General features: G+C 71.4%; 21 protein-coding genes. 10 read left to right on the top strand and 11 right to left on the bottom strand.

Annotation, left to right across the window (positions count from 1 at the left end; translation table 11 throughout):
- Nucleotides 1-4: 4 nt before the first annotated feature.
- Complete coding sequence (locus ACH4VX_RS08205; protein ID WP_398366665.1) at nt 5-814, bottom strand: class I SAM-dependent methyltransferase; 810 nt, start codon at nt 812-814, stop codon at nt 5-7.
- Nucleotides 815-1,182: 368 nt separating this feature from the next.
- On the opposite strand from ACH4VX_RS08205, the gene rpsA reads away from it, so the two are divergent.
- The 4 genes from rpsA to ACH4VX_RS08185 all read left to right on the top strand — a co-directional run bounded on the left by rpsA (nt 1,183) and on the right by ACH4VX_RS08185 (nt 4,902).
- On the top strand, nt 1,183-2,679 hold the full coding sequence (gene rpsA / locus ACH4VX_RS08200; RefSeq protein ID WP_398366540.1) for a 30S ribosomal protein S1: 1,497 nt from the start codon (nt 1,183-1,185) through the stop codon (nt 2,677-2,679).
- A gap of 223 nt (nt 2,680-2,902) precedes the next feature.
- Nucleotides 2,903-3,841 (top strand): PAC2 family protein, encoded by a 939-nt coding sequence (locus tag ACH4VX_RS08195; protein ID WP_398366539.1) that lies wholly within the window; start codon nt 2,903-2,905, stop codon nt 3,839-3,841.
- Nucleotides 3,842-3,859: 18 nt separating this feature from the next.
- A complete protein-coding gene (coaE, locus tag ACH4VX_RS08190; protein WP_398366538.1) occupies nt 3,860-4,471 on the top strand; it encodes a dephospho-CoA kinase in 612 nt (203 codons plus the stop codon).
- A gap of 50 nt (nt 4,472-4,521) precedes the next feature.
- A complete protein-coding gene (locus tag ACH4VX_RS08185; RefSeq protein WP_142196007.1) occupies nt 4,522-4,902 on the top strand; it encodes a M48 family metallopeptidase in 381 nt (126 codons plus the stop codon).
- Between the two features lie 9 nt (nt 4,903-4,911).
- Here the strand turns inward: ACH4VX_RS08185 and ACH4VX_RS08180 are convergent, their stop codons facing one another.
- Nucleotides 4,912-5,175, bottom strand: a complete 264-nt coding sequence (locus ACH4VX_RS08180; RefSeq protein WP_398366664.1) for a DUF6343 family protein — start codon at nt 5,173-5,175, stop codon at nt 4,912-4,914.
- A gap of 146 nt (nt 5,176-5,321) precedes the next feature.
- Here ACH4VX_RS08180 and ACH4VX_RS08175 point away from each other — a divergent pair, with 146 nt between their 5' ends.
- Nucleotides 5,322-6,008 carry a class I SAM-dependent methyltransferase gene (locus ACH4VX_RS08175; protein WP_398366537.1) on the top strand — a complete coding sequence of 229 codons (687 nt, stop codon included), beginning with the start codon at nt 5,322-5,324 and terminating at the stop codon, nt 6,006-6,008.
- A gap of 18 nt (nt 6,009-6,026) precedes the next feature.
- Here ACH4VX_RS08175 and ACH4VX_RS08170 read toward each other — a convergent pair whose 3' ends face one another.
- Entirely contained in the window at nt 6,027-6,632 is a 606-nt protein-coding gene (locus tag ACH4VX_RS08170) for an RNA-binding S4 domain-containing protein (protein ID WP_398366536.1), read from the bottom strand.
- A 74-nt stretch (nt 6,633-6,706) separates the two neighbouring features.
- Here ACH4VX_RS08170 and ACH4VX_RS08165 point away from each other — a divergent pair, with 74 nt between their 5' ends.
- The 4 genes from ACH4VX_RS08165 (at nt 6,707) to glpK (ending at nt 10,978) form a co-directional block, all read left to right on the top strand.
- On the top strand, nt 6,707-7,423 hold the full coding sequence (locus ACH4VX_RS08165) for a uracil-DNA glycosylase (protein WP_398366535.1): 717 nt from the start codon (nt 6,707-6,709) through the stop codon (nt 7,421-7,423).
- Nucleotides 7,424-7,459: 36 nt separating this feature from the next.
- Nucleotides 7,460-8,455: a prolyl aminopeptidase gene (gene pip / locus ACH4VX_RS08160; protein WP_398366534.1), complete on the top strand. Its 996-nt coding sequence runs from the start codon at nt 7,460-7,462 to the stop codon at nt 8,453-8,455.
- Between the two features lie 150 nt (nt 8,456-8,605).
- Nucleotides 8,606-9,439 carry an MIP/aquaporin family protein gene (locus tag ACH4VX_RS08155; protein ID WP_398366533.1) on the top strand — a complete coding sequence of 278 codons (834 nt, stop codon included), beginning with the start codon at nt 8,606-8,608 and terminating at the stop codon, nt 9,437-9,439.
- A 21-nt stretch (nt 9,440-9,460) separates the two neighbouring features.
- Nucleotides 9,461-10,978 (top strand): glycerol kinase GlpK, encoded by a 1,518-nt coding sequence (gene glpK, locus ACH4VX_RS08150; RefSeq protein ID WP_398366532.1) that lies wholly within the window; start codon nt 9,461-9,463, stop codon nt 10,976-10,978.
- A 21-nt stretch (nt 10,979-10,999) separates the two neighbouring features.
- Here glpK and ACH4VX_RS08145 read toward each other — a convergent pair whose 3' ends face one another.
- Nucleotides 11,000-11,191 (bottom strand): hypothetical protein, encoded by a 192-nt coding sequence (locus ACH4VX_RS08145; RefSeq protein WP_351994952.1) that lies wholly within the window; start codon nt 11,189-11,191, stop codon nt 11,000-11,002.
- A gap of 133 nt (nt 11,192-11,324) precedes the next feature.
- Here ACH4VX_RS08145 and ACH4VX_RS08140 point away from each other — a divergent pair, with 133 nt between their 5' ends.
- Entirely contained in the window at nt 11,325-12,458 is a 1,134-nt protein-coding gene (locus ACH4VX_RS08140) for a glutathione-independent formaldehyde dehydrogenase (protein WP_398366531.1), read from the top strand.
- Between the two features lie 11 nt (nt 12,459-12,469).
- On the opposite strand, the gene ACH4VX_RS08135 is transcribed toward ACH4VX_RS08140, so the two are convergent.
- From ACH4VX_RS08135 to ACH4VX_RS08105, 7 genes are all read right to left on the bottom strand, one after another.
- Nucleotides 12,470-12,934: a GNAT family N-acetyltransferase gene (locus ACH4VX_RS08135; protein WP_398366530.1), complete on the bottom strand. Its 465-nt coding sequence runs from the start codon at nt 12,932-12,934 to the stop codon at nt 12,470-12,472.
- Nucleotides 12,931-13,344, bottom strand: coding sequence for a RidA family protein (locus tag ACH4VX_RS08130; RefSeq protein ID WP_398366529.1), 414 nt, complete (start codon nt 13,342-13,344; stop codon nt 12,931-12,933). The genes ACH4VX_RS08135 and ACH4VX_RS08130 overlap by 4 nt, the downstream gene beginning before the upstream one ends.
- Before the next feature lie 152 nt (nt 13,345-13,496).
- A complete protein-coding gene (locus ACH4VX_RS08125; protein WP_398366528.1) occupies nt 13,497-14,450 on the bottom strand; it encodes an expansin EXLX1 family cellulose-binding protein in 954 nt (317 codons plus the stop codon).
- A gap of 52 nt (nt 14,451-14,502) precedes the next feature.
- Complete coding sequence (locus ACH4VX_RS08120) at nt 14,503-15,447, bottom strand: S8 family peptidase (protein ID WP_398366527.1); 945 nt, start codon at nt 15,445-15,447, stop codon at nt 14,503-14,505.
- 131 nt (nt 15,448-15,578) lie between these two features.
- Nucleotides 15,579-15,767, bottom strand: coding sequence for a hypothetical protein (locus tag ACH4VX_RS08115; protein WP_398366526.1), 189 nt, complete (start codon nt 15,765-15,767; stop codon nt 15,579-15,581).
- 37 nt (nt 15,768-15,804) lie between these two features.
- Complete coding sequence (locus ACH4VX_RS08110; protein WP_398366525.1) at nt 15,805-16,767, bottom strand: hypothetical protein; 963 nt, start codon at nt 16,765-16,767, stop codon at nt 15,805-15,807.
- Between the two features lie 93 nt (nt 16,768-16,860).
- Nucleotides 16,861-17,115: a hypothetical protein gene (locus ACH4VX_RS08105; protein WP_398366524.1), complete on the bottom strand. Its 255-nt coding sequence runs from the start codon at nt 17,113-17,115 to the stop codon at nt 16,861-16,863.
- Nucleotides 17,116-17,269 lie beyond the last annotated feature (154 nt).

The raw sequence follows: 17,269 nt of genomic DNA, 5'->3' as shown, positions 1-17,269 counted from the left end.
GTACTCAGTCTCGTACGCACACGAAGATCGCCGTCCCCGGAATCAGATTCCCGCGCAGCGGCGACCAGCCGCCCCACTCGGCGGTGTTCCAGGCCGGCCACTCCGGCTCCACCAGATCCACCAGCCGGAACCCCGAGGCGACGACGTCACGGACGCGGTCCCCGAGCGTCCTGTGGTGCTCCACGTACACCGCGCGGCCCTTCTCGTCCTGCTCGACGTAAGGAACGCGGTCGAAGTACGAGGCGGACACGCTCAGCCCCTCCGGACCGGGCTCGTCCGGGAACGCCCAGCGGATCGGATGCGTGACCGAGAAGACCAGCCGGCCGCCGGGCCGCAGCACCCGCCGCACCTCGCGCAGCACCAGCCGCGGATCGGCGACGAAGGGCAGCGCCCCGTACGCCGAGCAGGCCAGGTCGAAGGAGCCGTCCGCGAACGGCAGCGCGCCCGCGTCGGCGCACACCAGCGGGACCGGCCCGCCGATCCGCAGCGCGTGCTGCAACTGCCGGTGCGAGATGTCCAGTGCCACCGGCCGCGCTCCCTGCGCGGCCAGCCAGCGCGAGCACTGCGCCGCGCCGGCGCCCAGCTCCAGGACGTCCCGCCCCTTCAGTTCCTCCGGCGGGCCGAGCAGCTCCGCCTCCACCTCGTCCAGGCCCTCGGGCCCCCACACGAAGCGGTCGTCGCCGAGGAACGTGCCGTGCTCGGTCTGGTACTCGTCCGCGTTGCGGTCCCACCAGCCCCGGTTGGCGCGGGAGCTCTCCGTGACACCGGCCTGCCGCCGGGTCGCCTCCGGTTCGGGCGTTTCGGGCTCTTGGATGATGGGCTCCCTCGTCGTACTCTTCCGTCCAGCCGGTCCCGGCGTGTCGCCGAAGGGTCTTCACCGCCCTTGTGTGGCCTCGGGGGACCGCAGTTGTGCCGGTTATGCGGCGATCCGCCCCGGGTGGGCGGCTTCGCGCATTGACCCTGCCCGGCTGCCCCCGTATGCTACAAGTTGCGCTGCGAGCCTGCGCACCTCAGACGTAGCAGGCTGCGCTCGCATCTGTTGTATGTCCCCTCGGTTCTCGAGGTGTCATCGCCGGTCAACGGTGGTGCGCTTCCTTGGCTGTCCGGCTTCTGCAGAGCGAAACGGGCTCCCGGCGTAAGCAGTACCTACGACTCAATGTCCGTACCGGAGCCCTTTCCCACATGACGAGCAGCACCGAGACCACCGCCACCACCCCGCAGGTTGCGGTCAACGACATCGGTAACGAGGAAGCCTTCCTCGCCGCGATCGACGAGACGATCAAGTACTTCAACGACGGCGACATCGTCGACGGCGTCATCGTGAAGGTCGACCGGGACGAGGTCCTGCTCGACATCGGTTACAAGACCGAAGGTGTCATCCCGAGCCGCGAGCTCTCGATCAAGCACGACGTCGACCCGAACGAGGTCGTCAAGGTCGGCGACGAGATCGAGGCCCTTGTTCTCCAGAAGGAGGACAAGGAAGGCCGCCTGATCCTCTCGAAGAAGCGTGCCCAGTACGAGCGGGCCTGGGGCACCATCGAGAAGATCAAGGAAGAGGACGGCATCGTCACCGGTACCGTCATCGAGGTCGTCAAGGGTGGTCTCATCCTCGACATCGGCCTCCGTGGCTTCCTGCCGGCTTCTCTCGTCGAGATGCGTCGTGTCCGCGACCTCCAGCCCTACGTGGGCAAGGAGCTCGAGGCCAAGATCATCGAGCTGGACAAGAACCGCAACAACGTGGTCCTGTCCCGCCGTGCCTGGCTGGAGCAGACCCAGTCCGAGGTCCGCCAGACGTTCCTCACGACCCTCCAGAAGGGTCAGGTCCGTTCCGGCGTCGTCTCCTCGATCGTCAACTTCGGTGCCTTCGTGGACCTGGGTGGCGTCGACGGTCTGGTGCACGTCTCCGAGCTGTCCTGGAAGCACATCGACCACCCCTCCGAGGTCGTCGAGGTCGGCCAGGAGGTCACGGTCGAGGTCCTCGACGTCGACATGGACCGCGAGCGTGTCTCCCTGTCGCTGAAGGCGACCCAGGAAGACCCGTGGCAGCAGTTCGCCCGCACCCACCAGATCGGCCAGGTCGTGCCCGGCAAGGTCACGAAGCTGGTTCCGTTCGGTGCGTTCGTCCGCGTGGACGAGGGCATCGAGGGTCTGGTCCACATCTCCGAGCTGGCCGAGCGCCACGTGGAGATCCCGGAGCAGGTCGTCCAGGTCAACGACGAGATCTTCGTCAAGGTCATCGACATCGACCTCGAGCGCCGTCGCATCAGCCTCTCGCTGAAGCAGGCCAACGAGGCCTTCGGTGCCGACCCGTCGGTGGTCGAGTTCGACCCGACCCTGTACGGAATGGCCGCGTCCTACGACGACCAGGGCAACTACATCTACCCCGAGGGCTTCGACCCCGAGACCAACGACTGGCTCGAGGGCTACGAGACCCAGCGCGAGGCGTGGGAGACCCAGTACGCCGAGGCGCAGCAGCGTTTCGAGCAGCACCAGGCGCAGGTCATCAAGTCCCGCGAGGCGGACGAGAAGGCCGCTGCCGAGGGTGGTGAGGACGTCGCTCCGGCCGCGTCCGGTGGCGGCGGTTCGTACTCCTCCGAGGGTGGCGACCAGTCCGGTGCGCTGGCTTCGGACGAGGCGCTGGCCGCCCTGCGCGAGAAGCTGGCGGGTGGGCAGAGCTGAACGCTCTCCGCTGAGGCTTAGCCGTTGACTGAGGGGCCGCACCTTTCGAGGTGCGGCCCCTCGGTGCTGCGTTGTGGGGCTGCGGGTCGGTGGGGGCTTGTCGCGCCCACGCGGCGGAGCCGCATGTCGATGAGGCCCCGTGCCCCGGGGAGTTGTCCTCGCCGGGGAATGTCAGTGGTGCGTGCCACGTTGTGCAGTACGGACATGAGGAGGAGCGGTCACTGTGCTTGATCCGCAGGGTTTGTACGCATGGGAGCCGAAGGGGCTCGGCGTCGTCGACATGGCGCTGGCCCAGGAGTCGGCCGGGCTTGTCATGCTCTACCACTTCGACGGATACATCGACGCGGGGGAGACCGGGGACCAGATCGTCGACCGGCTGCTCGACTCGCTGCCCCACCAGGTCGTCGCCCGGTTCGACCACGACCGGCTCGTCGACTACCGCGCCCGGCGCCCGCTGCTGACCTTCACCCGCGACCGGTGGAGCGACTACGAGGTGCCCGCCATCGAGGTGCGCCTCGTCCAGGACGCCACGGGAGCGCCCTTCCTGCTGCTCTCCGGGCCCGAACCGGACGTCGAGTGGGAGCGCTTCGCCGCCGCCGTCCAGCAGATCGTGGAGCGGCTCGGCGTACGCCTGTCGGTGAACTTCCACGGCATCCCCATGGGCGTCCCGCACACCCGGCCCGTCGGCCTCACCCCGCACGGCAACCGCGCCGACCTCGTCCCGGCGGGCGGCAGCCTCTTCGACGAGGCGCAGGTGCCCGGCAGCGCCGAGGCGCTCGTCGAGTACCGGCTCATGCAGGCCGGGCACGACGTCCTGGGCGTCGCCGCGCACGTGCCGCACTACATCGCCCGTTCCCCGTACCCGGACGCGGCACTGACCGCCCTGGAGGCCATCACGGCCGCGACGGGACTGGTCCTGCCCGGCGTCGCGCACGCGCTGCGCACCGACGCCCACCGCACCCAGACCGAGATCGACCGCCAGATCCAGGAGGGCGACGAAGAACTCACCGCCCTCGTCCAGGGCCTGGAGCACCAGTACGATGCCGCAGCGGGCGCGGAGACCCGGGGAAACATGCTCGCCGAGCCGGTGGAGATCCCGTCGGCGGACGAGATCGGCCGCGAGTTCGAGCGCTTCCTGGCGGAGCGCGAGGGCGACAACTGACGCCGTAGGCTGCTTCCCATGCTGAAAGTGGGCCTGACCGGCGGTATCGGTGCCGGTAAGAGTGAGGTGTCGCGGCTGCTCGTCGGGTGCGGGGCCGTGCTGATCGACGCGGACCGGATCGCGCGCGAGGTCGTCGAACCGGGGACGCCCGGTCTGGCGGCGGTCGTGGACGCGTTCGGCGCGGAGGTCCTCACCGCGGACGGCCGGCTCGACCGGCCCAGGCTGGGCTCCGTCGTCTTCGCCGACCCGGAGAGACTGGCCGTCCTCAACTCGATCGTCCACCCCCTGGTGGGCGCCCGCTCCCGCGAGCTGGAGGAGGCCGCCGCCGAGGACGCCGTCGTGATCCATGACGTCCCGCTCCTCACGGAGAACGGCCTGGCCCCCCTCTACGACCTGGTGATCGTCGTCGACGCGAGCCCGGAGACCCAGCTCGACCGGCTCGTGGGCCGGCGCGGCATGACGGCGGAGGACGCACGCGCGCGGATGGCCGCCCAGGCGACCCGCGAGCAGCGCCGGGAGATAGCCGACATCGTCATCGACAACGACGTCCCCCTCGACGAGCTGGAACAGCGGGTCGAGGACGTGTGGTCCGGGCTCGTCCACCGGGCGCGGACCTCCCACCCGGAATAGCGGGTGCCGGACGGGGCGTTGAACCCGTTCAGCGAGGGAAGGATTCCGCCGTGCCCGAGACCAGCGGTTCGACCGGACGTACGCCGGAAACGCATGTCATCGACTTCCGTGCCGCCGAGCACCTGCTCGCCTCCCGGGACCCGAGGGGCGCGGTGAAGCTGCTCGACGGCGTCATAGACGTCCACCCGGAGAACACCGCCGCGCGGTTGCTGCGCGCCCGTGCCTTCTTCGCGGCGGCTCAGCTGCGCCCCGCCGAGCTGGAGTTCTCCCTCGTCCTGGAGCGCGAGCCGGACAACGCCTTCGCCCACTTCGCCCTCGCCCGCACCTACCAGCGGCAGGGCCGCCCGCACCCGGCCAAGCGCCACTTCCGGCTGGCGGCCGCGCTGGACCCGAACCCGGAGTACCTGAAGGCGGCCCGCTTCGACGCGTGACGACCCGCGTCACGGGTGGCTCCGCGGCGGCCGGTACGGGGGCACGTCGCGCCCCGGCTGGTAATGCGGCCCCTGGCGGACGTGCCGCAGGACGACGACCAGGTCGACCGTGACGACCAGCCACAGCACCCCGCAGACGAGGGCCCAGCCCGGGTGCCCCGCGAGCGCGAACGCCACCGTCCCGGACACCGTCCAGACCACGCCCCACACGCTCAGCCAGAACCGCATCCGCAGAGCACTGCGCGCGGTCGCCGGCTCACTGCCCGTACGCATCGCGATCACCACCCCGTCCACGCCGGTCTCCCGGTTCCGGGTTCCCCGAACCGGCTCCGGGACCACCCGTCACTCGATCGGGTGAACCGGAAGGGGGTGGGAACGGGTGTGCGGACGCGAACCGTTGGACGGGCATGGAACTGAAAATGCGTGAGGGCTATGAGGGGACGGGCCCCGGGGCGATCACCCCGGACGGCTGCGCGGTGGAGCTGTACTCACGGCTGCCCGTCGGGGACGAGCCGGACATCATCGCCGCCGCGGTGCCGGGGCGGGCGCGGGTCCTGGAGCTGGGCAGCGGCGTCGGGCGGATGACCCACGCGCTGCTGGAGCGCGGCTTCGAGGTCACGGCGGTGGACGAGTCCGCCGAGATGCTGGAGCGGGTGCGCGGGGCGCGGACGATATGCGGCCCGATAGAGCGGCTCGACCTCGGCGAGACGTTCGACGTGGTGCTGCTCGCGTCGTTCCTGGTGCACGCGGGAGACGTGGAGGTGCGGCGGGGCCTGCTGCGCACCTGCGTGCGGCATCTGGCGAAGGGCGGGTGCGTGCTGATCCAGCGGGAGGGCGAGGACTACCACACCAATGTGCCGCGCGAGCGGGTGGACCCGGCCGGCTTCACCGTGCGGATCGTGTCGGCGGAGCCGGTCGGCGACGGCGTCGACTCGGTGCACGCGGAGTACGTGTTCCCGGACGCGATCTGGACCCAGACGTTCCGCGCCCGTCCCCTGACGAGGGAGCAGTTCGAGGAGGCGCTGGCGGAGGCGGGCCTGAAGGTGGACCGGTACCTGACGGAGGACCGGATGTGGGTGAGGGCGGTGCCGATGTCCGACACCTGAGCGCGCCGCGGCCCGTATTCACGGCCGGGCCGCACCACCGCTCCCCTTGTCGCGGGCCTTGCGCCCACCGGCTGTCCCGCGTCCGGCGGATCCACCACGCCTGCCGGTTCCGCCGGACGCGGCGGCAGGGTCACCGCTGCCGCCGGGCCCGCCGGGTCCCGCGTACCCGCCGAACGGGCCGGGTCCGCCCGCCCCGCGCAGCCGTTCCATCTCCCGGCGGTCGCGCTTGGTCGGGCGGCCCGTGCCGCGGTCGCGGATGCCGGCCGGGGCGACGGCCTCGCGGGGCGGAGGCGGCGGGGAGTTGTCGACGTAGCACTGGACGGCCACCGGGGCGCCGACCCGCTTGCGGATCAGCCGCTTGACGACGACGACCCGCTCCCGGGTCTCGGCCCGCAGCCGCACCTCGTCACCGACACGGAGGGAGTGCGAGGGCTTCACGCGCTCGCCGTTCACCCGGACGTGCCCGCCCTTGCAGGCGGCGGCACCGAGCGACCGCGTCTTGACCAGCCGCACCGACCAGATCCAGCTGTCGATCCGCACGGACTCACCACTGCCCGGACCGGCCGCCTCGGCGGCGGCCACGGCGGCGGCGGTCCTGGGGTCCTCGGCACTCTCAGAAGCCATGGTCCCGACCATAACTCCCGGGCCCGGCCGGTGGTGCGGGGTTTTCGCCCGCCTCGAACACCTACGGTGGAGCCATGGACCCCAGCGGCCTCGACCGGCTCGACCAGCGCATCGCCGGCTGCCGTGCCTGCCCCCGGCTGGTCGACTGGCGTGAGGAGGTCGCCCGTACCAAGCGGGCCGCGTTCGCGGACTGGACGTACTGGGGGAGGCCGGTGCCCGGATTCGGGCCGGCGGACGCCCGGCTGCTGATCATCGGCCTGGCGCCCGCCGCGCACGGCGGCAACCGCACGGGGCGGATGTTCACCGGGGACCGTTCCGGGGACGTGCTGTACCAGGCGCTGTACGACGTGGGGCTCGCCTCGCAGCCGGGCTCCACCCACGCCGGGGACGGTCTGGAGCTGTACGGCGTGCGCGTCACCTCGCCCGTGCACTGCGCTCCGCCCGCCAACAGGCCCACCCCCGACGAGCGGGACGCCTGCCGGCCCTGGCTGGTGCAGGAGCTGCACCTGCTGCGGCCGACGGTACGGGCCGCGCTCGTGCTGGGGGCCTTCGGCTGGCAGGCCGCGCTGCCCGCGTTCGCCGAGGCCGGCTGGACCGTGCCCCGGCCCCGGCCCGCCTTCGCGCACGGGACCCACGTCGCCCTGGACGCCCCCGACGGGCCCGCCCTCCACCTCTTCGGCTGCTTCCACGTCAGCCAGCGCAACACCTTCACCGGCCGGCTCACCCCCGAGATGCTCCGAGACGTCCTGCGCACGGCGGCCGGGGCGGCGGGACTGCCCGCGCGGAAATGAGATGAGCCGCCCCACCGGGGGCACTACGGTGTCCCGATGGCCAGGTATCCGGAGATCGAACCGTACGACCACGGCATGCTCGACGTCGGTGACGGCAACCGCGTCTACTGGGAGACCAGCGGCAACCCGCGCGGCAAACCCGCGGTGGTGCTGCACGGCGGACCGGGCTCCAGCGCCGGCCCCAACCTCCGGCGCTACTTCGACCCCGCCGCCTACCGCATCGTGCTGCTCGACCAGCGCGGTGCCGGACGCTCGACACCGCCCGCGAGCGACCGCACCACCGACATGAGCGTCAACACGACCGCCCACCTCATGGCGGACCTGGAGCGGCTGCGCACCCACCTCGGCATCGAGCGGTGGCTGGTGTGGGGCGTGTCGTGGGGATCGGCGCTCGGGCTGCGGTACGCGCAGACCCACCCCGGTGTGGTCTCGGAACTGGTGCTGACCGGCGTGGCGACCGGCTCCAACGCCGAAGTGGACCTCCTCACCCGAGGGCTGGGCACCCTCTTCCCCGAGGCCCACGAACGCTTCCTCGCCGCACTGCCCGCCGACGAGCGCGACGGCAACCTGGCCGCCGCCTGCAACAGACTGCTGGAATCACCCGACCCGCGGGTCCGGGAACGGGCCGCGCAGGCCTGGACCGACTGGGAGACGGCCATGATCCCGGCGCCCCCGGGCTCGGTCGCACGTTTCCAGGATCCGGTGTTCCGCATGGGCTTCGCCCGTACCGTCACCCACTACTGGGGCAACGACCACTTCCTCGGCGACGGCGAGGACAACGACGAGGGGGTCGTCCTGCGCGACGCCCACCTCCTCAAGGGCATCCCCGGCACCCTCGTGCAGGGCAGCCTCGACCTCGGCAACCTCCTCGGCATCGTCTGGCGCCTCCACCACGCCTGGCCGGACAGCGAGTTGACGATCGTGGACGAGGCCGGCCACGACGCGGGTGACGTCGGCGACGACGCACTGGTGGCGGCGACGGACCGGTACGCGCGCCGCGGCGGACGACCGCCGTCCCCCCTTGCTCCATAGGAGGGGAATCCGGCTCTCCACAGGCATGATCCGCACGGTGGACATACGCTTCCGGCGAGGGGAGGGAAAACACGGAATTCCAGCCGAGGAGGGCCGGTGGCCGAACGCATCGCGAAACGACGAGGCTATCGAGAAGATGTCCTCGGAGACATGCTCGCCGAATTCCTGGGGACGTTCGTCCTGCTCCTGCTGGGTATCGGATCGGTGGCCGTGGCCGTGGTCGGACTTCCCGGTTCGGGCCGGCAGGCGGTGGAATTCGGGCCCGCCAACTGGCTCATCATCTCCTGGGGCTGGGGCCTCGCCGTCGTGTTCGGCGTCTACGTGGCCGGCGGCATCAGCGGCGCCCACCTCAATCCCGCCGTGACCCTGGCCTTCGCCGTGCGCCGGGACTTCCCCTGGCGGAAGGTCCTGCCCTACTGGCTCGCACAGGTCCTGGGCGCCTTCGTCGCCGCCGCGCTCGTCTACGCCTGCTACCGGTGGGCGATCGACGCGGCCAACGCCAAGGAAGGGATCACGCGGGAGGAATCGCTGGGCACGTACTCCATCTTCGCCACGTTCCCCGCCGAATACTTCGGGGATTCCTGGTGGGGTCCCCTGCTCGACCAGATCGTCGGAACAGCGATTCTGCTCCTGCTGATCTGCGCGCTCATCGACACCCGCAACACGGCCCCGATGTCGAATCTCCACCCGTTCATCATCGGCCTGGTGGTCGTCGCCATCGGCCTGACGTTCGGCACCAACGCCGGGTACGCGATCAACCCCGCACGCGATTTCGGTCCCCGCCTGTTCACGTTCTTCGAAGGCTGGGGATCGATCGCCCTGCCCGGGTCGTTCGAATGGTTCAGCGGCTACTGGTGGATTCCCATCGTCGGCCCGCTCATCGGCGGCGTCCTCGGAGCCCTCGTGTACGACCTGCTCATCGGCCCGGTGCTCAAGGCGAGGGCGGGAGCGGCCGAAGAGGGCCCGGCCACCGAAGAACCCTAGGCACATCAGGAGGTGGCAGCGATGCCCGAATTCGTCGGCGCCGTGGACCAGGGGACCACCAGCACCCGCTTCATGATCTTCGACCACTCCGGCAACGAGGTGGCCAGGCACCAGCTCGAGCACCAGCAGATCCTCCCGCGGTCGGGATGGGTCGAGCACGACCCGGTGGAGATCTGGGAGCGCACCAACACGGTGATCCAGAACGCCCTCCGTGACGGAGGGGTGTCGGCCACCGACCTGGTCTCCATCGGCATCACCAACCAGCGCGAGACGACCGTCGTCTGGGACCCGCGCACCGGCCGCCCCTACTACAACGCCATCGTCTGGCAGGACACCCGCACCGACAGCATCGCAGCCGCCCTGGAACGCGACGGTCACGGCGGGACAATCCGCCACCGGGCGGGCCTGCCGCCGGCCACCTACTTCTCCGCCGGCAAGATCAAGTGGCTGCTGGAGAACGTGGACGGACTGCGCGAGGCCGCCGAGTCGGGCCACGCCCTGTTCGGCAACACCGACGCCTGGGTGCTGTGGAACCTCACCGGCGGCCCGAACGGCGGAGTGCACGCCACCGACGTGACCAACGCCAGCCGCACCATGCTGATGAACCTGGAGACCCTGGACTGGGACGACGAACTCCTCGGCATCTTCGGCATCCCCCGCGCGATGCTGCCCGCCATCCACCCCTCGTCCGACCCCGAGGCGTACGGCACGGCCCGCACCTCCCGGCCACTGGGCGCCGCCGTCCCGATCACCGGCGTACTGGGCGACCAGCACGCGGCGACCGTCGGCCAGGTCTGCTTCTCGCCCGGCGAGGCCAAGAACACCTACGGCACCGGCAACTTCCTGGTCCTCAACACCGGCACGGAACTGGTGCGCTCGGAGCACGGACTGCTCACGACGGTGGCGTACCAGTTCGCGGGCAGCCCCGCGGTGTACGCGCTGGAGGGCTCCATCGCCGTCACCGGCGCGGCCGTGCAGTGGCTGCGCGACCAGCTGAAGATCATCAGGAGCGCCCCGGAGAGCGAGCAACTGGCCCGCCAGGTGGAGGACAACGGCGGGATGTTCTTCGTCCCGGCCTTCTCGGGCCTGTTCGCACCGTACTGGCGCTCGGACGCCCGGGGTGTCATGGTCGGCCTGGCCCGCTACAACACCGGCGCGCACATCGCGCGGGCCACGCTGGAGGCCATCTGCTACCAGAGCCGTGACGTGGTCGAGGCCATGGAGCAGGACTCGGGCGTGCACCTGGACGTGCTCAAGGTCGACGGCGGTGTCACCGCGAACGACCTGTGCATGCAGATCCAGGCCGACGTGCTGGGTGTCGCGGTGAGCCGTCCCGTGGTCGCCGAGACCACCGCGCTGGGCGCCGCCTACGCAGCCGGCCTCGCCACCGGCTTCTGGCGCGACACCGACGAGCTGCGCTCCCACTGGCAGGAGTCGAAACGCTGGGACCCGCAGTGGAGCGAGGAACGCCGTCGCGACGGCTACCAGGACTGGAAACGCGCCGTGGAACGCACCCTGGACTGGGTCAGGATCACCTGAGCCGCCCTCCGGGCCCGTACGTCAGCGGTCGGCGAGGTCCTCGCGGAGGCCGTCGGAGAACTCCCACCACGACAACGCGAGCCAGTCACCGTTGACGAAGGCGTCGACGGACGAGCCGCGGCCACGGACCGTCACGGTCGTTCCCGGCGGGTAGACGGTGCCGGAGAGCCCCGGCACCGGGACGAGCAGGGTTCCCAGCCTCTGTGCTGCCATTTCCCGCCTCTTTCCGTTATCGGTGCGGCATCGGACACGTATGACCCCTGTCGCCGGACATTACCGGTTTGCCCTGCCGCGCAGACGGCGGAACCATGAGAGATGAGTCACGCGCAGAGTGGAGGTCGCCGTCATGAAGGCCGTCGTGTACAAGGGACCGTTCAGCGTCGCGGTCGAAGACGTGGAGAAGCCCGCCATCCAGCACCCGAACGATGTGATCGTGCGGATCAGTTCCACCGCGATATGCGGATCCGACCTGCACATGTACGAGGGCCGTACCTCGGCCGAGCCCGGCATCGTCTTCGGTCACGAGAACATGGGAATCATCGAGGAGGTCGGCCAGGGCGTCACCTCGCTGAAGGAGGGCGACCGCGTGGTCATGCCCTTCAACGTCGCCTGCGGATTCTGCCGCAACTGCGCCGAGGGATTCACCGGTTACTGCCTGACGGTCAATCCCGGCTTTCCGGGCGGCGCCTACGGCTATGTCGCCATGGGGCCCTGGAAGGGCGGCCAGGCCGAATACCTGCGCGTTCCCTACGCCGACTTCAACTGTCTGAGGCTGCCGCCGGGACAGGAGCACGAGACCGACTTCATCCTGCTCGCCGACATCTTCCCCACCGGTTACCACGGCTGTGAACTCGCCCGGGTCCGCCCCGGCGAGAGCGTCGCGGTGTACGGCGCGGGGCCGGTCGGGCTCATGGCCGCCTACTCGGCCCTGCTGCGCGGCGCGAAGAAGGTGTTCGTCGTGGACCGGGTGGCCGAGCGGCTGCAGAAGGCCGAGGAGATCGGCGCGGTCCCGGTCAACTTCGCCGAGGGCGACCCGGTCGAGCAGATCAGGGACCAGACCGAGGGCGTCGGCACGGACAAGGGCATCGACGCCGTCGGCTACCAGGCGACGAAGGGCGGCACGGACCGTGAGGAGCCGGCGACGGTCCTGAACTCACTCGTCAACACGGTCCGGGCCACCGGAGCGCTGGGCGTGCCCGGCCTCTACGTCCCGTCCGACCCGGGAGCCCCGGACGAGCAGGCCAAGCAGGGCATGCTCCTCGTCGCGATCGGCAAGCTCTTCGAGAAGGGCCTGCGGGTGGGGACGGGGCAGTGCAACGTGAAGCGCTACAACCGGCAGCTGCGCGACATGATCATCGAGGGCAGGGCGAAGCCCAGCTTCGTGGTGTCCCACGAACTGCCCCTGGACCAGGCGGCGTCGGCCTACGACAAGTTCGACAAGCGGATCGAGGGCTACACGAAGGTCGTACTGCACCCGTAGCCCCACCGCGCCTACGGCCGCCACACGTACCGTACGTCCGGCTCCCGCTCCTCGTTGCCGGAGCCGTCCGTCCACTCCGCGGCCGTGAAACCGTGCCGCTCGTAGAAGCGGTGCGCGGGCGTGTTGACCTGGAAGGTCCACAGGGCGAGTCCCTTGGGGCTGCGCTCCTTGGCCAGCGCGACGAACCGGTCACCGATCCCGCGCCCGCGCCACTCGGGGGCGAGGTACAACTGGTCCGGTTCCTCGCCCTCCAGCACCATCGCACCGACCACGTCCCCGCCCGCCGCCCGGGCGACCCACGTCTCCCGCACCGGTATGAGCACATGCCGGAAGTAGTCCCGCACCTCGTCGTCGGACCGCGGCCGGACCACGCCGGGCAGCGCGGCGGCGAAGGACCGCAGCCAGACACCGGCCGCGGCCTCGGCGTCGGGGAGCAGTGCCCGGCACAGGTGCACCGTCCGGCCACCGGTCGTCATGAGCCGGCACCGTCCGGCACGACCGCCGTCGCCGTGATCTCCACGAGCTGCCCGGTGTACCCGAGGCAGGCCACGCCGATGAGGGTCGACGAGTGCGGGCCCGCGCTCAGCCCGGACGCCTCGACCACGTCCCACACGGCGGAGAGCACCGCGGGCTCACCGCTCACGACGTACACGTCCGTCGCGACGACGTGGCCCGAGTCGGAGCCCACCGCCCGCAACTGCTCCTCCAGGTTGGCGATCACCTGCCGGGCCTGACGCACCGGATCCCCTTCGCCCACGAGCTTCCCGTCGGCGTCCAGCGGGACCGACCCGGCGAGGAAGGCCAGCCGGGTGCCCGCCTCGACGACGGAGGCGTGCGAGTAGGTGGGCGGCGGGAAGAGCGTGGGGACGGTGACGCGGCGGATCACGTGTACTCCGATCTGAGGGGCGGGCGACTCCCCGATCCTGCGTGAGGCGGCGATCCACCGCATCCGTTTTTCGTTCGGTCCTCCTCGACCGGGCGCTCCTCGGCCCTCGGGGCCGTTCCCGGTTTCCGCCGAAGTGCTGACGCGGTGCCGTGTCAGTGCCGGGCGAACTGCACGCGAGCCGGCTGGACGACGTCCGGCCGCACGGTGATGCCGTCGACGGTCAGCCGCTCCCCGTAGATGTCGGTGAGCCTGAGGGCGCCGCCGCATCCGGTGCCGTCGGGGGAGAGGAAGTAGTTGTACTCGGTGCGGGTCAGCCGCTGCCACCCGGAGCCGGTGGCGACCTCGAGCCGGGCGAGCGGGTTGCGGTGGCCGATCGCCTGGATGCCGCACCAGTGGCTGCTGGAGCCGGTCTTGTAGCGGACCGAGACGGTGCCGGACGTGCCGGGACTGAGCAGGCTCCACGTGACCGGGATCTTTCCGGCGGACAGCCCGGCCAGCTCGGCGAAGGCATCCCTGCTCAGGTCGAGCTGCCCCGGAGCGCAGGGCGAGGGGCACTCGTTGGTGATTTGGACCGTCACGGAGGCGCCACCGGCCGCGCGGACCAGGACGTACGCTCCGCACGCCTTGGACGTCTCGTAGTCGGTGGTGTTCATCGCCGCGGTCATGCGGTCGGGGCTCGGACCGTACAGACAGGCGCCGTCGCCGTCCCCGGCGTCGTAATGGGTGGCGACCCCGCGGTAGGCGGTCCTGGGCTTGATCCGCCCCGCCAGTGGTGCCCCGCCGGAGGCCGGGCGCGGGGTGGCCGTGGGGGTGCTGCTGCGTGACGGCCGGACCGACGGGGTCGTCGCGGAAGGTTCCGGGGCGGTCGGGGACACGGTGGACGGCTTCGCCTTCGGTGCCCGCCCGGTCGCCGTGGACGGGACGCTCGGCCGGGCGGCGTCGACACCGGTGGCGGACGTGACCGCGGCCCGCGCGGTGCCGGTCCCGCCGTCGGGCGTGAGGGCGACGGCCAGCGACACGAGGAGCCCGACGGCGGTCACGGCGACGGCCGGGACCAGGAGGCCGTGCCGCTTGCCGCGAGGGCGGCGGTGGGAGGGGGATGTCACGGATGAGTCCTTACGTGGTGCGGGAGAACACACGCTTCCGACTCGGTGGTCGTCACAGCGGCCGGAAAGGTTGCCGTTCCGGGCGAACCCGTTCCGGGCGCCGGACGGCCGAGGGCCCGGGCGACCGGTGGGACGGCTCCTGGGACCGGTCGCGGAGCGCCGTGTACGCGGCCCACGCGTCCAGCAGCGGCGGGGTGACCGAACGCCGCCGGCCGGGTCCGTGGACGACCGCGTACCGTACGGCCGCCGGGGTGGCCTCCGGGAACGCCGAGCACAGGAGGGCGACCGCACCCGTGACGAACGGCGCGGCGGCGCTCGTGCCGTTCAGGACGAAGGGGCGCCCGCCGGGACCCGGCGCCGGGACGCGCTCGCCGGGGGCACCGACTCCGTGGCGGCCGATGGACGCGCTCAGATTGGACTGGGGCATGGGGTGCCCGGCGCGGTCGTACGCGGTCACCGGGACGACCCAGGGGTGCCCGGTGAGGACGGAGGAGCCCAGCCGCCCCTGGTTCCCGGCGGCGACCACGAGGATCACGCCCCGGTCGGCGGCGTGGTCGAGGGCCGCTTCCAGCGCGGGGTCGCGGACCCCGGAGGGCGCGGGCTGGGCCATGCTGAGGTTCAGGACGTGGGCGCCCGCGTCGACGGTCTCCGTGATCGCCTCGGCCAGCTCTCCGGTCCGCACACCGGAGAGACAGGTCGCGGGCCCGCCGTCGGCCGGCCGGTCCGTGAAGAGGGGCCGGGTCACCAGGGTGCAGCCGGGGCAGATGCCCCCGGTCCCGGAGACGATCCCGGCGACGGCGGTGCCGTGCGCACAGCAGACGTCGGCCCGGCGGCAGGCTCCCGTACCGTCGGCAGGGCGCAGTTCCCGGACCGGGCGGCCCGCGAAGGCGGGGTGGTCCGGGGCGACGCGGCCGTCGATCAGGCCGACGACGACCGAGGACCGGCCGGAGGTGTGCGCCATGAGCGGCGTGAGGCGGACCAGGTCCCGGGGATCCATGGGGCACCCATTCCTTCTCCGGCCACGGGGTGGGTGCGGCCGGTCAGTGCCCCCGCCGGGCGGGCAGGGGCAGGTTCGGGGGCGTCATGGAGTGCCACTCCACCGGACGGGGGCGGGGGCATTCCCTGCGGTCACCACTTCTCCGAGCAGAGATTCGTCACGCACTTCCGCACGCACGCGGAGAAGTTGTGGGAGCCCCGGCACTGGTGGCGGCAGACCGGAGCCAGTTCCTCCTCGCAGGAGAACTGCTGGGGGAGGAGCAGATCACCGGGTTTCACTCCGCGTGCCGCCGGCTCGACGGCGAATCCGGGGATACGCATGTCCGTTCGCCTCTTTCTCTCTCGTGTCTCTCATGGTTCACCGGGTGTAGTAGGGCTGGAGCGCGGTCACTCGGAAGGGGAAGAGACCCGCGAGACCGACCCGGGCGGACCACTGCTCGGTGACGTTGGTCCGGCGGTGGGTGTAGGAGAAGACGACCGTGATGACGGTGTGCGATCCGGAGCTGAGCCGGGAGCGTCCGGCCTCCACCGCGGAGAGCGTGTAGCCCTCGGTGTACCTCTCGTGGGTCTTCCGGTAGATCTCCTGGTCCCTGACCGCCAGGTAGTTGAGCGCCCGGTCGGCCGGGTCGGTGCCCGCGTTGTCGCCGAGCTGGAGCAGCCGGTCGAGCAGGGCTCCGGCGGTCCTCTCGAACTCCTTGCGGGAGGTGTCGTCGGGGCGGTCGACCGCCCGGATCAGCTCCTTGCTGTCGAAGGCCCAGATCTTCTCGACGCGGACGAGCGGGACGGAGAGCCCCTGGCAGGCATCCGGGGGCGCGACCGGCCCGAGACGGCCGACGACCACGGCGAGGTCGCGCCGGTCGGCGACCGGGCGCAGGGCCTCCACGAGGTCGTCCAGCCCGGCGGGGTCGGCGGGCTCCAGGATGTAGGTGTCGACGCCCTGCACGGAGAGGACGTAGCACATCTGCCGGGCGATGTAGCGGTTCTCCGGATCGGACAGGACGCGGTGGAGCGCGTCCGCGTCGGTGGCGTCGGCGGTGCCGTCGGCGCTCGCCACCTGGAAGAACTCGTGTTGCACGGAGAGATCGGGGAAGACGGCGTGGACACGGCCCAGGACGTAGACGTAACCGGCGTCGGTGGCGCCGCCGGACGCCCGGCCACCCTCGTCGGAGGCGGCCGTGCCACAGCCGCACGAGGCGTGGGTGACGGCGGGTTCGCCGGGCACGGGGCGGGGATCCTCGGGATCGGACGTGGGCGGGGGCCGTACCCCAGCCTCCGCCGGAGGGCTCATGACAGTGACGGCGTCGGTGGTCTCGGGGTCCATCGGTCACTCCTCACGCATGCTCTGCCGGGGCTCTTCGGCCACAGCGGGTCGCGCGTCGGCCGTCCTGATCGTGTACGCGCCCCATGCGGTGCCTCAGCGGTCCCGGCCGCCGCCGATCGCCATCCACCGGTTCAGCGCCTCGGCCCTGCGACCGCAGCCCCCACAGGGCCGCAACCCCACGGCCGTGGTCACCCGGGTGACGGCGTCGCCCAGTCCGATCTCCGCTCCCTCACGCGCGAATCCCGGGATACGGGCCCGGTGGCGGGGCCGGTCGTGGCGGCGGGTGCCACGGGGGTCGCCTGCCGCCTGTTCCCCGGCCTCACGGTCGCTCGTTACACCGTCAACCATCCTGCTCACATCCCGGCGTTGGACCACTCCCCGGGCACCCCCGCCCCTTTCCATCCTCCTCCCGGGACGCTCCGTGCGCACCTTGGACGGACCGGTCCCCGAACCCGTGGATCGCGCGTCAACGGCGTTACTCGCAGCGGGGGTTGGGATACGG

The organism is Streptomyces sp. NPDC020731 (genome assembly GCF_044334705.1).
GTDB lineage: Bacteria > Actinomycetota > Actinomycetes > Streptomycetales > Streptomycetaceae > Streptomyces.
This window is presented reverse-complemented; position numbering and strand designations above follow the sequence as displayed.